At 38.6% G+C, this 13,192-nt stretch carries 14 protein-coding genes; 7 read left to right on the top strand and 7 right to left on the bottom strand.

The features are described 5' to 3' along the window. Positions 1 to 8: 8 nt before the first annotated feature. The 5 genes from M2135_RS07920 to M2135_RS07900 form a co-directional block, all read right to left on the bottom strand. Positions 9 to 305: a DUF4134 domain-containing protein gene (locus M2135_RS07920; protein WP_025003727.1), complete on the bottom strand. Its 297-nt coding sequence runs from the start codon at positions 303 to 305 to the stop codon at positions 9 to 11. 162 nt (positions 306 to 467) lie between these two features. After that, on the bottom strand, positions 468 to 1,085 hold the full coding sequence (locus M2135_RS07915) for a hypothetical protein (RefSeq protein WP_203558340.1): 618 nt from the start codon (positions 1,083 to 1,085) through the stop codon (positions 468 to 470). Next, on the bottom strand, positions 1,082 to 1,534 hold the full coding sequence (locus M2135_RS07910) for a DUF3408 domain-containing protein (protein ID WP_163355161.1): 453 nt from the start codon (positions 1,532 to 1,534) through the stop codon (positions 1,082 to 1,084). The genes M2135_RS07915 and M2135_RS07910 overlap by 4 nt, the downstream gene beginning before the upstream one ends. Position 1,535: 1 nt before the next feature. Then, complete coding sequence (locus M2135_RS07905) at positions 1,536 to 2,300, bottom strand: ParA family protein (protein ID WP_163355162.1); 765 nt, start codon at positions 2,298 to 2,300, stop codon at positions 1,536 to 1,538. Positions 2,301 to 2,311: 11 nt separating this feature from the next. After that, positions 2,312 to 2,605 carry a hypothetical protein gene (locus M2135_RS07900; protein WP_163355163.1) on the bottom strand — a complete coding sequence of 98 codons (294 nt, stop codon included), beginning with the start codon at positions 2,603 to 2,605 and terminating at the stop codon, positions 2,312 to 2,314. A gap of 612 nt (positions 2,606 to 3,217) precedes the next feature. Between M2135_RS07900 and mobA the strand changes: the two genes are divergently transcribed. From mobA to M2135_RS07870, 6 genes are all read left to right on the top strand, one after another. Further along, complete coding sequence (gene mobA, locus M2135_RS07895) at positions 3,218 to 3,655, top strand: conjugal transfer protein MobA (RefSeq protein WP_034542528.1); 438 nt, start codon at positions 3,218 to 3,220, stop codon at positions 3,653 to 3,655. Beyond that, the gene (gene mobB, locus M2135_RS07890; RefSeq protein ID WP_280747963.1) at positions 3,640 to 4,902 is read left to right on the top strand and encodes a conjugal transfer protein MobB; all 1,263 of its coding nucleotides are present in this window, start codon (positions 3,640 to 3,642) and stop codon (positions 4,900 to 4,902) included. Before mobA ends, mobB begins: the two co-directional genes overlap by 16 nt. A gap of 24 nt (positions 4,903 to 4,926) precedes the next feature. Then, positions 4,927 to 6,936: a conjugal transfer protein MobC gene (mobC, locus tag M2135_RS07885; RefSeq protein ID WP_163218607.1), complete on the top strand. Its 2,010-nt coding sequence runs from the start codon at positions 4,927 to 4,929 to the stop codon at positions 6,934 to 6,936. Between the two features lie 127 nt (positions 6,937 to 7,063). After that, positions 7,064 to 8,407: a hypothetical protein gene (locus M2135_RS07880; RefSeq protein WP_280747962.1), complete on the top strand. Its 1,344-nt coding sequence runs from the start codon at positions 7,064 to 7,066 to the stop codon at positions 8,405 to 8,407. Between the two features lie 37 nt (positions 8,408 to 8,444). Next, positions 8,445 to 9,041, top strand: a complete 597-nt coding sequence (locus tag M2135_RS07875) for an AAA family ATPase (protein ID WP_280747961.1) — start codon at positions 8,445 to 8,447, stop codon at positions 9,039 to 9,041. Then, the gene (locus M2135_RS07870) at positions 9,038 to 9,892 is read left to right on the top strand and encodes a hypothetical protein (RefSeq protein ID WP_280747960.1); all 855 of its coding nucleotides are present in this window, start codon (positions 9,038 to 9,040) and stop codon (positions 9,890 to 9,892) included. Before M2135_RS07875 ends, M2135_RS07870 begins: the two co-directional genes overlap by 4 nt. On the opposite strand, the gene M2135_RS07865 is transcribed toward M2135_RS07870, so the two are convergent. Continuing rightward, complete coding sequence (locus M2135_RS07865) at positions 9,889 to 10,719, bottom strand: hypothetical protein (protein WP_163219873.1); 831 nt, start codon at positions 10,717 to 10,719, stop codon at positions 9,889 to 9,891. The two genes, M2135_RS07870 and M2135_RS07865, sit on opposite strands and share 4 nt — an antisense overlap. A gap of 3 nt (positions 10,720 to 10,722) precedes the next feature. Next, positions 10,723 to 11,526: a TIGR02391 family protein gene (locus M2135_RS07860; RefSeq protein ID WP_163219871.1), complete on the bottom strand. Its 804-nt coding sequence runs from the start codon at positions 11,524 to 11,526 to the stop codon at positions 10,723 to 10,725. Positions 11,527 to 11,706: 180 nt separating this feature from the next. Between M2135_RS07860 and M2135_RS07855 the strand changes: the two genes are divergently transcribed. Then, positions 11,707 to 13,191: a DUF3945 domain-containing protein gene (locus M2135_RS07855; protein ID WP_163219869.1), complete on the top strand. Its 1,485-nt coding sequence runs from the start codon at positions 11,707 to 11,709 to the stop codon at positions 13,189 to 13,191. Position 13,192: the final 1 nt, after the last annotated feature.

Below are 13,192 nucleotides of genomic sequence, written 5' to 3'. Positions count from 1 at the left end.
TCCTATGATTACAGGAAGAATGAACGAAGAATGGTGGCAGCTACAATCAGGAAGATACAAGCCCCGAACCAGCTTGCAGCAGTTTTGCTTGTATCCGGGTCGCCTGAACTAAACTTGTTATATACTTTTACGCCCCCAATCAAACCAACGACAGCACCAATAGCGTACACCAATTTTGTCGCCGGGTCGAAATAACTGGTAACCATGTTGGTGGCTTCTGTAATACCACCTACGCCGTTGCCCTGCGCAAATGCGGAAGTAGCAGCCAAGACGATGGCTGCGGAAAGAAATATTTTCTTTTTCATTATAAACTTGATTTTATGATGCCGGAAAGCGGGTGGATAGTCCGCTATTCCGGCGGGATTAATAATTGAGAATTTTTGTGGTTGGTCTTTCGACCTTTTGGAATGATTAAGTCCAGCTAACCGTAATCTTTTTCTTTCATACCTGATTTGTTTTTAAAGGTTCTACATATAGTCGCTCATATCGAACGCCTGTAAATCTTCGGGGTTGGTTTCGTTTGGCGGGGCGATAAATACTGCATCGTATTTACCCAGCATTTCCGCCACCCGTACCATGCCCCCGTTTATCTGTTCCATCATTGTATTATACAGGCTGGTTTGTTGCATAACTGACAGTGTTTGCAGGGCTTTTCGTTCCTCTTCTTCCGGGACTTCCTGCTGCCTGACGACCTGTACCGCCTGTGCCATTTCTTCAAAGGAGATACCCCGTGCCGACTGACCTTCACCGCCTGTGATAAGTGCGATTTCTTCCGATTCCAGTTCATCTTCCGGTACTTCATCTTCATACTTCATTTCAAATTCAACATCCATCGGCTGTGGGGTATCTTCCGTGTCAGCCGGGGCAAATATAGAAGCATTATCAACCCCTTTAGAAAACTGGCTTTCAGTGTCTTTAGATGGCGTTACTTGTCTTAACCGGAAGGTTGTTTTTCCAACGACAGCCCTTTCGGTCTTATGATTTCTGGAACTATCGGAAGGGGGGCTGTTCGTTTTCTTCCTGAACCGACACAGCAGGACGAGGTAATAAAGGACAACCCCTGCTATCATTAATTTTAGTATCATATCGGGCTTTCAAAAGTTTTCTTATACAGTTCGTTGATTTCGTCCTGATACTGGTCGAAGTGATTCAGGATAATTGTTTCCACATAGCTGCTTACAGTCGCTTTGCGTTCACCGATAACCATTACTATTTTCATAAGCTTTTCATGGGTGGAACGGCTTACATATATCGGCTGGCGGTCGGGAAGTTCCATTTTTTGAAAATAAGTTTCCCGGTAATCGGCAGGGGTACTTTTCTTCCGGCGGGTAGTTTCCCTGATGGGTTTTGCTTCCGGTTGCCGGACTGGTTCTTCCACAGTTTCCTGTATTATTTCCGGTTCTGCGGGGATTTCCGGTGTATCCGGTTCTTTACTTACTGTTTTAGGTGGGATTTCCTGTTTCATGGGTAAACCCTGTGAAATGATTTCTTTCATAAAATCTTCATCCACCTGTACTTTTTCCTGCTTTGCCATATTAGTATAGTTTTATAATGTATCCGATTTCAGCGACCAATTCTTCAAGGTTGCTGCCTTTTATCATTCGCTTATCCGCAGGGAACAGTGTGGAACGGAAGACAGAAGTCTTATCACCGGACAGTTCCTTTTTGTAGCGTTTGGTATCCGGGATAAAAGTTTTCATAAGGGGTAATTTCAGTTCACCGATAGTATTTTCATAAATTCCATACAGGTCGGTTTTCTCCCTGCCATCGACCTGATTCCAAAACAGGTGCAAGCCTTGTATCCGGTAAGCTTCATTCTGTACCAGCAGGTTGTTTACCGTCATGGCGAATGAAAGGCTGCTTTCCAGTACCACCCGGTCGGCGGTAATCGGTGTAAAGATGTAGTCCATAGAAGCCAGCGAACTGATAATACCTTCGCTGTTCACCGTTCCCGGCAAGTCGAAAAAGACCACATCCATTTCTATCGGTTCTGTTTTCAGGAACTCTTCGGCTGTACTGATGGCAGCTTCGGGAGTGCTGCATAAGACCGGATAGGCTTTCTTTCCCAATGCTTTGAACTGGTTAAAGGCAAGTACCTTGTAATTGGCATCGTTGTTTACCTGTTCACCGTCCCGTTTACGCATGGCACTGATACTGTGCTGCGGGTAGTCGCAATCGACAACTGCTACATTGTAGCCTTTCAGGTAATAGAGATAGCTTGCTACCAATACTGTGAAAGTGGTTTTGCCGACCCCGCCCTTTTGGGTGGAGAAGGCAACGAATAATGTTTCTTTCTTCATTTCTTTGATTTTTAATTTGTTAATTCAGGTTCGTGTTGTAAATCCAAACAGACCGATGATTCCCCGTTCTTTCGAGAAAAATTTCTTCCAACGACCTTAAACCGAAAACCAGACGTTTCACCTTCTGGCAGGTGCAGAAGGCAAACAAAGTTCAGGTATGATGTTTGGTCATTTTTTGTGATGTTGTTTTCATCGTCAATAACCACGTAATCTCCAATGTGAGGTATTTCACACATGGCAACCATAATAGCTTCGGGTATTGAATCCCCGTTTTCATTTTTAATAACTACAAAAAATTCCTTCATGACTTCATTGTTTAATTAGTTCTACATTTCTATATCTAAATCTTTCTTTATTCAAATAATCCTATCAACCTGCCAATAATTCAATCTGTATTTCAGTCTTGAGATATGGAAGTATTTACTTCCTGACAGATTGTTTTATTGATAGCTTGAAATATTGATTTCAGTATTTCTTGCTTTCCTGAAATCAGTAAACCAGTCTTTATTCATTCCGATATTTCAATCGGCATTTATCGCTTTACTTATCTATTTCAATGCTGATTCTGACCGCAAATAAATGGAGAAAAACCGTCCGTTTTTGAAAGTGGCTTCGGATGGCTTTAGATGGCTTCGCTTGTCCTATAATGTGCTATGGCACAGCATAATTAATCCCTGTTACTTTGCACCGGAATCTTATCTGAACCGATAAAAAGGTATTTGTTCAATAGCTTCCCGGAGTTCATTTATCTTATGGCTAACTGCTAATCCGTCCTATGACGGATTTTATTTGCGCCGTGCAAATAGCAAGGTGTGTCCTCAGCAGCTTGAAATTCTTTCAGCAGCTTACAACCCCTTGCCCGGACAAGCCGGGATGGGTTGTACTCCGAAGTCGTAAACCCTTTAAAGAATAATGGTATGGGAAAAGAAAAAACGAATGTGCCACAATCCGGTGGCAAAGGACGAAAGCCAAAGGCAGACCCGGCAGTTTTCCGGTATTCGGTCAGCTTTAATGCGACCGACCATGCCCGTTTTTTGGCTCTCTTTGAACAGTCCGGTATGCGGACGAAAGCGCATTTTATCACAGAAAGAATCTTTGGCGGTTCATTCAAAGTGATAAAAATTGATAAGGCAGCAGTCGATTATTACACACGCCTGACAACTTTTTACGCTCAATTCCGGGCAATCGGCGTAAACTATAATCAGATTGTGAAGGCTCTGAATACCAATTTTACTGAAAAGAAAGCTCTTTCTTTTCTCTATAAATTGGAAAAAGCAACCGAAGAACTGGTGGTATTAAGCCGGAAAATTATCGAACTCACACAGGAATTTGAACAGCGATGGTTGCAAAAATAAATGTGGGAAGTTCGCTTTTCGGTGCGCTGGCTTACAATCAGAATAAGGTTGATGAAGAACAAGGCAAGGTACTTTTCAGCAACCGAATGTTTGAAAGTGAAGATGGTAATTTCAACATCCAGCGTTGCATGGAAAGTTTTGAAATGCACCTGCCCCAAGACATCAAAACTGAAAAGCCCATAATTCATATATCCCTGAATCCGCACCCGGACGATAAACTTTCGGATGAACAGCTATCGGAGATTGCACAGGAATATATGGAGAAGCTGGGCTATGGTAATCAGCCCTACATGGTTTACAAGCATGAAGACATCGACCGCCACCACCTGCATATCGTATCCCTACGGGTGGACGAGAACGGCAAAAAATTGAATGATAAGTTTGAACACCGCCGGAGCAAGGACATTACACGGGAACTGGAAGCAAAATACGGTCTGCATCCTGCTGAAAAGAAACAACAGCAGGAACACTATCAGTTCCGAAAGGTCGATTATGCTGCGGGTGATGTAAAGCACCAGCTTTCCAATACGGTTAAAGGTGTGGTAAATACTTACCAGTTCCAAAGCATCGGGGAACTGAATACCCTGTTATCATTATATAATGTACGGGCGGAAGAAGTCAAAGGCGAAGTCCGGGGCAAGGCTTATAATGGTATTGTCTATTCCGCAACCGATGATAAAGGCGAAAAGCTGGGTAATCCCATCAAGTCTTCCCGGCTGGGTAAGTCGGTCGGTTATGAAGCATTGGAACGCAGGATAGGACAAGCAGCAACCAAATGGAAAGACGGTAAACTGAAAGCCAATATCAAAGGTCGGGTAAGCGAAGCGTTGAAAGCTTCCGGCTCAAAGGAACAATTTGAAAAGAACCTGAAAGATAAAGGAATTGAAGTCGTATTCCGGCAGAACCCGGAAGGGCGCATATATGGTGCAACCTTTATCGACCACGAAAACAAAGCTGTCCTGAACGGCTCTCGTTTAGGAAAGGAATTTTCAGCCAATGTATTTAATGACCTGTTTAGAGAATCCCATGTAAACGAGGGACACACAAAACAGGCTGTTCCGAAAGAACCGTTCACACCTTCGGCAGAACCGTTCGTGCCGTCAGAACGGCAATCCGAAAACGGGGAATCTACAATCGGAAGCCTTTTCAGCATCCTGCCCGGTGGCAGCGATTCATCGGCAGGGAATGATAAAACCCCGCCAACTCCCAAGAAAAAGAAAAAACGCCGTTACGGACGGCAGATGTAATAATAATCTAAAAAATAATCAATTATGCAGAATGAAGATGATTTAAGAGGACTTGCCAAAGTCATGGACTTTATGCGGGCAATCAGTATTTTATTTGTGGTAATCAACATTTACTGGTTTTGTTACCAGTCGATAGTAAACTGGGGTATCAATATCGGCGTACTCGATAAGATACTATTAAACTTCCAGCGAACCGCAGGACTGTTCAGTCATATCCTGATAACAAAGGTATTTGCAGTGGTATTCCTTGCCTTGAGTTGTTTGGGAACAAAAGGAGTGAAGGAAGAAAAGGTAACATGGACAAAGATTTACGTTTTTCTTGCTATCGGTTTTATCCTGTTTTTCCTGAACTGGTGGTTATTGTATCTACCATTACCACTTTCGGCAAACGCTACCTTTTATATCCTGTCAATGGCTGGCGGATACTTATGTTTATTGGTCGCTGGGGTATGGATGTCCCGGCTACTCAAAAACAATATGATGGACGATGTTTTCAATTTGGAGAACGAAAGCTTCATGCAGGAAACCCGCTTGATGGAGAATGAATATTCAGTGAATCTTCCATCACGTTTTTGGTATAAGAAGAAACAACATAAGGGATGGATAAACGTGGTAAACCCGTTCCGGGCTACTATTGTGCTGGGAACTCCCGGTAGTGGTAAATCCTACGCAGTGGTAAATAATTACATTAAACAACAGATAGAGAAGGGTTTTGCACTCTATTGCTATGATTATAAGTTTCCTGACTTATCGGAAATCGCATATAATCACCTGATGAACCATTCGGATGCTTATAAGATAAAGCCCACGTTCTATGTTATCAATTTTGACGACCCACGCCGAAGCCACCGATGTAACCCTATCAATCCGGCTTTTATGACAGACATATCGGATGCCTACGAATCGGCATACACCATTATGCTGAACCTGAACCGAAGCTGGATTCAGAAGCAGGGCGACTTCTTTGTGGAATCCCCGATTATCTTACTGGCTGCGATTATTTGGTTTCTCAAGATATATAAAGACGGAAAGTATTGCACGTTCCCGCACGCCATAGAGTTCCTGAACCGGAAGTATGCAGATACATTTGTTATCTTGACTTCCTACCCGGAACTTGAGAATTATTTAAGTCCTTTCATGGATGCGTGGGAATCGCAAGCGCAAGACCAGTTACAGGGGCAAATCGCATCGGCAAAAATACCATTGTCAAGGATGATAAGCCCGGCACTTTACTGGGTAATGACGGGTGATGATTTTACGCTGGATATTAACAATTCGGACGAACCGAAAATACTTTGTGTCGGCAACAATCCCGACCGTCAGAATATCTATTCGGCAGCACTGGGACTGTATAACAGCCGTATTGTAAAGCTGATTAATAAGAAGGGACAGCTTAAAAGTTCGGTTATCATTGACGAGTTACCAACCATTTATTTCCGGGGATTGGATAATCTGATAGCTACCGCCCGTTCCAATAAAGTAGCAGTCTGTTTGGGTTTTCAGGATTACAGCCAGCTAACAAGGGATTATGGCGATAAGGAAAGTAAGGTAATTCAAAATACGGTTGGAAACATCTTTTCCGGGCAGGTCGTGGGAGAAACAGCAAAAACATTGTCAGACCGTTTCGGGAAGGTATTACAGAAACGCCAGTCCATGACAATCAACCGTCAGGATAAATCTACCTCAATCAGTACACAGATGGACAGCCTGATACCTGCCAGTAAAATATCCAATCTTACACAGGGGATGTTCGTGGGTGCGGTCAGTGACAATTTTGATGAACGGATAGAGCAAAAAATTTTCCATGCTGAAATTGTAGTGGATAACGAGAAGGTAAAACGTGAAACTGCCCGCTATGAAAAGATACCGGAGATTATCGACTTTCGGGATGCAGATGGCAACGACCTGATGAAAGAACAAATCCAACTTAATTACGACCGGATAAAGCAGGATGTAAAGCAGATTGTCATTGATGAAATGGAACGCATCAAGAATGACCCGAATTTACAGCATTTGGTGAAGGGGGAAGAATAAATCCCCATGATATTGCGTGGAGAACAGCAGCTATATTTCTAAAAATAATATAGTTGCTGTTTTTGCTTCTTATTCCTAAGAACTTCTTAATTTTGCAAAATTATTGACTTCCATTAAGAGAGTTACAATGAAGCTATCAAAAAAAATAAAGTTAGAATTATACAATCTTCTGAATAAAGAAGCCAATGCTTTTGGTGATAACGGGGATGATGGTATAATTCCATTCCTGAGCGATATATGGGATTTAAGTTCCATGAAATCAGAAGATAATAGATATAATAATGCTTTAGGTGATTTTATTCAGCATCTTATTAGAAATGATGATTATAGTTATGACTATGTCTTTCAGGAACGCTTAAAATTACTAGATGATGATGAGAAATTTTCTTTATTTATTGAAACTGTTTTGCAACCGAAATATAGGGATGGAGAAGATGATATTTTCAAGTACGTTTTATTGATAAACCCTTATTTAGAGAAAGAGGGCTATACATTGATTCTTCAAGACTATGATAGCGATGGATACCCATTGTATAAATTAGGGGTAATTCCTAAAGAAAATATACCTACTGACATAAAACCAAACGATATTATTTTTTATGTTGAAAAAAATCCATCAGGGAGAAGTGACCGGGTTCGTTCACATACAAAACCTCAAATATTTCCATCTTTTGTTTTAGTTTATGATAGTTGGGATGACTTCAGTGTAAAAAGTACCTACCATCTATTTTATTATGATAGTGAAAATGACAATCCGGTTAGTATTGGTGGGGTGAAAATAATATATCAAAATGAATCAAAAACGAATGAATACTTGCCAGATAACTTCAAACTGTTAAGTGATGATTTTTGTTCTTTGGGACAAGAAGAAGAATACTATAATGAACTAAGAAACACTTTAAAAAAGAGATTTGACAGTGTATTGTATGCGTTAAAAGATGCTGCATTTTATCCTGATATACAGGATAAATTTGAACGGAATGGAAATTTTAAAGAATCTTTAATTCGATTTGACGAAGCCGAAAGATTGTTGAGAGAAGCTCGATATAGGATATATGATTACGACTTATCAAATCTTTATAGTTTTAAATATCAGTTTAAGCCTGCTTTTTCAAAAGATTCTGTTGATATTAATTTTGAATTTAGCAGTAATGATTTTATTTCTAATAGGATATATGCTTTAATTGGAAAAAATGGGACAGGAAAAACACAGTTAATAACATCCTTGCCACTAATGATTTCTGAAAAAAAAGTTGATTTTTTTACTCCTAAAACACCTCTTTTTAGTAAAATTATTGCTGTTTCATATAGTATTTTTGATAGATTCAAAATTCCAAAAAAGACAAGCAGTTTTAATTATTATTATTGTGGAGTTAGAAAAGACGAAAACGAACAATTCACAGAAAAAGGATTGGCTCTAAGATTTCACAATACATGGAAAAAAAATAGAAACTTTAGAAAGAATAAATAAGTGGCGAAAAATCTTACTTACATTCATCGATGAAGAGTTGATAAATTTATTTTTAGTTGAGCGAGAAGATGAAGAATTAACCTCTCGACACAACCGCTATAAAGTTGATGTTAAAAGATTCAATGATGTAAAAGATAAGTTGAGTTCTGGACAAGCGATAATTCTATACATCATAACCGAAATTGTGGCAAATATTAGATATGATTCTCTTCTTCTATACGATGAACCGGAAACCCATTTGCATCCAAATGCAATTACTCAATTAATGAATACTATATATGAATTAGTTGAAGAATTTCAGTCATATTGTATTATTGCTACTCATTCACCTCTTGTCGTTCGAGAACTTTTTTCCAAAAATGTTTATGTTTTGGATAGAGAAGATACATCTTTGTCTATAAGGCGTATTCCATTGGAATCATTTGGCGAAAATTTAAGTGTACTTACAGAAGAAATATTTGGAAATAAAGGGATTCCAAAGCAACATAAGAAGATTTTAAGAGAATTAGTCGATTCCGGAAAGCCTTATGAAGAAATAATATCTTTGCTGGAATTTGATGAAATCCCATTGAGTTTAAATGCCCGAATTTTTATTAAAAGTATGATTAATAAAAAGAATAACGCTTTATTATGAGAAATTTGCAACATTATACTGACGATGCTTTTGAATTTCATAAAGAAGTTCTCAAAAGTAAAAACACAACGAAGGAAGACCCATCATATAAAGAGCGTATTGAGAATATGGATGATGCTATTGAAGGTCAATTCTCTGCATATAATGACAATTTTGTTCGAAACACTTTGGAAAACATTGATAGTTATGGACACACAGATGATGAGAAAAATGATTTATTAAAGCTATACTCATATAAAAACTCTGTAATTAAGAATTTGAAGGTCAAAATTACTACTACTGCTGCTAATAGAATTATTAATACTTGTCCAAATTGTACTATCAGTGAAATAAATTCTTTTGACCATTACTTACCTAAGGATGAATTTCCTGAATTTGTAGTTAATCCCCAAAATCTTTTCCCAAGCTGTACTATTTGTAATGGATATAAAAATTATATTTGGATTGAAGGTGGTAAAAGAGTTTTTCTTAATCTGTATCTTGACTCATTACCTGCCGAACAATATCTGTTCGTGAATTTAGCTATTACTGGAGATGTTATAACAACAACGTTTTATTTGCAAAACAACGGTGATATTAATAATGATATTTTTGAAATTATTGAAACTCACTATAACAAACTCCATTTGCTTGAACGGTTTAGTGCTAACATTAATGAAGTAATAACATCATTAGAAAACACAATAATTTCGTTTGTTGGCAAATTACCTTTAGACGAAATAAAAGATTCAATTATTGAAAAAAGTAACCGAGATAGAATTGCTTTTGGTCATAATTATTGGAAATCTATATTAGAAATTGAGTTGGCGAACTGCGTTGAATATATGAATCGTTTTGTTACAATAGACTAAGATATAGGTTCTGTACTCAATGCTCCATCAAAAAAATATCTATCTAAATAATTGAGTATCTTATTTGCCTCTCCAATGCCACCGCAACAGTCAGGTTCTCTACAAATTGTGATAAATGAAGCTCTGTCTAATAAGCTTTCCATAAAGAATCTCGCATTATGGCTTTCAATATATTCTTTTCTGAAAATATCCTCAGGCCATGCGTATGTTTTTTCTCGACATTCAGTCGTGAAGCAATCTAAATCAAAATCTAAAATAAAGGGCTTAATATCTTCTCCATCAAACCGACTTTGATGATATTGCATAATATCACGAACATTTTGATAATACGGCTCCTTTATAATACTATCACCTAAACAACCCCTATTATTAAGACTATATTGCAGATGTGAGATACTATATAACTCATGTTCTACTCCATCTTCTGATTTATATCGACCATTCATATCTTGAATATGATGATTCTCTTCCTGTCCGATTAAGATAGCATTTTTAATTAAATCTAATTCCATTCCGGTCAATAGCCAATCATCGTCTAATACTCCTAAATCAAATTCGACAAAAGACCAAAACTGCTTACTTGTTGCTTCCGATAAATCTTTAACACCCATCCGTTCTAATAACTGGCTTTTAGGCAAAAGAGTACAAGCATCATCGTGAAGGTCAAAATAAATAAGATTGGGAGTTTCTGCAAATTCACCAAGTTTTTTCGCTTCAAAAAGTATGTTTAAAAGAGTTCGATGGTCGTCATAAAGAACTATATGTTTACCACGAAATGTATATGTATTGATGTTTGTACGCCACGATAATTCATGTAATTTACTCATAATTTATCTTATTTTTTGTGCATTATCTAATCTTCTATGACAGTATGAAATCATTGATAATATTTCAAGCGCATCTTGTTCTGTAATCTCCCAGCTGATTTTTGGTTCGTGTGCTTCGGGATTACGAAACATCCCACATAAACCTTTTAGAATATTACAAAACCCTTTATGTTCGTCCTGTTCCGATTTTGACTGATAGTTATTTATTATTAATATAGGGGTACTACTGAAAACATATTCAATTAGTCTATTCCCATCGTCATTATGCAAGGATAAATCCCTAATTCTCTGAAACAGTCCTTTGTTGGCTTCAAAAACAGAGTGAAAGTAATTATTTGCTAATAGTTCTGCTTTGCAGTATTTGAAAATATCGGTATGTGCTTTTCTTTGTTCCAACTTCGTTTTCAAATCATCAGCCTTTCTTTGGGCTTCGGAAATTGTGGTTGCCTGTGTAATTTCACTAAACTTACCATTATCATTAAATTGGTATCCTATAAAACTTAATTGTTGATTTATCAGATTTCGTTTTTCTGTAAATACTTCGGGGCAATCAACATACTTCGCTGGTGCTAATGCTAATGCAATAAAATTCAGAATAGAATTTGAACATTGATTTGTATTCTGATAGTTCGCAAATGCGCTATACAACCTTCTCCATTTTGTTAGTGCTGGTTCTATATCTGTTATTTGACTTTGCATTAATAAGTATTGGATTTCACTACCCGTTAGTCCCTCATTTGTATCACCTAATATTTTAGAAATAACTTCTAACGTTGGCTGCGTGAAACACTTTCTTCTTGTTGCCATAATTACATTTTGAATAATGGTGCAAATTTAACAAAAACAAAGGATATAACCGTCTTTGTGTTTGGGAATAAGACAAATAAGGTCATATGCAGCCACCTAACGCCACGTTCCTATATATATACTATTTCATCCTTACTTTTAATTCGATAAGTTTTTTATTAACCATTAAAAATTAAAGTCATGGATGTAAATTCAAACAACAAGTCCGGCTCTGATGAACAGATGATGGACATTCTTCTTGTCTTTGACAAGGAAAAGAAAACGATTAATGCCGTAAAAGGTATTGATGAAAACGGGGAACTGCAAACCGTTCCGCCGAAACAGGAGCATAACAACGATTTCCTGAAAGTGGATAAGCAGGGTAACGCACTTGAAAATTTCTTGAAGAACTTTTTCAACCAGCTAAAAGACCCGACCCGTTTCAGTTTCTTCAAAGTAGCACCCGAAGATACGGAACGGACGGTAAAAATCATTCAGGAGAATATCAAGAATCCGACACCTGCTGCGGATGAAATGCTTGATAAAATCCGTATCGAGCCTAAAGACCTGAAAATGGAAAATCCGAAAGAATCCACAGCACAGGAGCAGAAGCCCGATACGAATAAGTATTTCATCGACCCTAACAAAATCAACTGGGACGACCTAAGAAATCTGGGTATTACCAAAGAACAGCTTGAAAAATCAAAGGCTTTAGAACCTATGCTGCGGGGATATAAGTCACCTTCTACCTTTCCGATTGAAGCCAACTTCGGGTCAATGGTAATGAAAACGGATGCCCGTCTTTCGTTTCGTCCGGACAGTGATGGGAATGTGGTATTGGCTATTCATGGTATCCGTAAAGAACCGGAACTTGACCGTCCGTTCTTTGGACACCAGTTTACCGATGAAGACAAAAAGAATCTCCGGGAAACTGGAAACATGGGTCGGATTGTTGATGTGAAAAACTACCGTACAGGTGAACTTGTACCTTCTTTTATCAGCATCGACAAACAGACCAACGAACTGGTATCCATGAAGGCTTCGTCCCTCAAACTCCCTGATGAAATAAAAGGCGTTAAGCTGGATGAAAAACAAAAAGCTGCTCTGATGGAAGGTAAAGCGGTATTTCTTGAAAATATGATTTCCGCCAAGAACAAGCCCTTTTCTGCCTTTGTTCAGGTCAATGCGGAAAAACGCAGCCTTGAATTTATCTTTCCCGAAAAAGAGCAAAAGCAAACCCAGCAACAGGGACAACAGCAAAGAAACGACCAGCCCGAAGGGGTGCGTATTCCCAAATCCCTTGCAGGAGTGGAATTATCCGACAAACAGCAAGCTGATTTGCGGGCGGATAAAACCATTTATGTAAAAGGACTGAAAGATAAAGAAGGTCAGGAATATAACGCCTATGTAAAGGTAAACCATGAAAAAGGGAAGCTGGATTTCTACAAATTCAATCCTGATAAAGCGAAAGAGAAAGCCAAAGAAATAACCCCTGCCAACGAACATAAAACACAGGTAGCGGTCAATTCCGAAGGCAAAACGAACGAAGCGACCAAGCATACGAAAGAACCTTTGAAGCCCGGACAGGCTACACCTACCGGGGAACAGAAGAAAAAGTGGGAAGAAAAGAAAGAAGAGCAAAAAACAGACAAACCTAAAAAGTCGCAAGGTCGCAAAATGAAATAAT

It is taken from the genome of Parabacteroides sp. PF5-9, assembly GCF_029893105.1.
Classification (GTDB): domain Bacteria; phylum Bacteroidota; class Bacteroidia; order Bacteroidales; family Tannerellaceae; genus JARXWG01.
The sequence above is the reverse complement of the archived record's forward strand: the minus strand, read 5'-3'. Positions and strand labels throughout refer to the sequence as shown.

Coding starts and splice junctions, on each gene's coding strand:
- M2135_RS07920 (WP_025003727.1), bottom strand. CDS start 305: ATGAAAAAGAAAATATTTCTTTCCGCAGCCATCGTCTTGGCTGCTACT.
- M2135_RS07910 (WP_163355161.1), bottom strand. CDS start 1,534: ATGGCAAAGCAGGAAAAAGTACAGGTGGATGAAGATTTTATGAAAGAA.
- mobC (WP_163218607.1), top strand. CDS start 4,927: ATGCAGAATGAAGATGATTTAAGAGGACTTGCCAAAGTCATGGACTTT.
- M2135_RS07870 (WP_280747960.1), top strand. CDS start 9,038: ATGAGAAATTTGCAACATTATACTGACGATGCTTTTGAATTTCATAAA.
- mobA (WP_034542528.1), top strand. CDS start 3,218: ATGGGAAAAGAAAAAACGAATGTGCCACAATCCGGTGGCAAAGGACGA.
- M2135_RS07860 (WP_163219871.1), bottom strand. CDS start 11,526: ATGGCAACAAGAAGAAAGTGTTTCACGCAGCCAACGTTAGAAGTTATT.
- M2135_RS07905 (WP_163355162.1), bottom strand. CDS start 2,300: ATGAAGAAAGAAACATTATTCGTTGCCTTCTCCACCCAAAAGGGCGGG.
- M2135_RS07865 (WP_163219873.1), bottom strand. CDS start 10,719: ATGAGTAAATTACATGAATTATCGTGGCGTACAAACATCAATACATAT.
- M2135_RS07900 (WP_163355163.1), bottom strand. CDS start 2,605: ATGAAGGAATTTTTTGTAGTTATTAAAAATGAAAACGGGGATTCAATA.
- M2135_RS07915 (WP_203558340.1), bottom strand. CDS start 1,085: ATGATACTAAAATTAATGATAGCAGGGGTTGTCCTTTATTACCTCGTC.
- M2135_RS07880 (WP_280747962.1), top strand. CDS start 7,064: ATGAAGCTATCAAAAAAAATAAAGTTAGAATTATACAATCTTCTGAAT.
- mobB (WP_280747963.1), top strand. CDS start 3,640: ATGGTTGCAAAAATAAATGTGGGAAGTTCGCTTTTCGGTGCGCTGGCT.
- M2135_RS07855 (WP_163219869.1), top strand. CDS start 11,707: ATGGATGTAAATTCAAACAACAAGTCCGGCTCTGATGAACAGATGATG.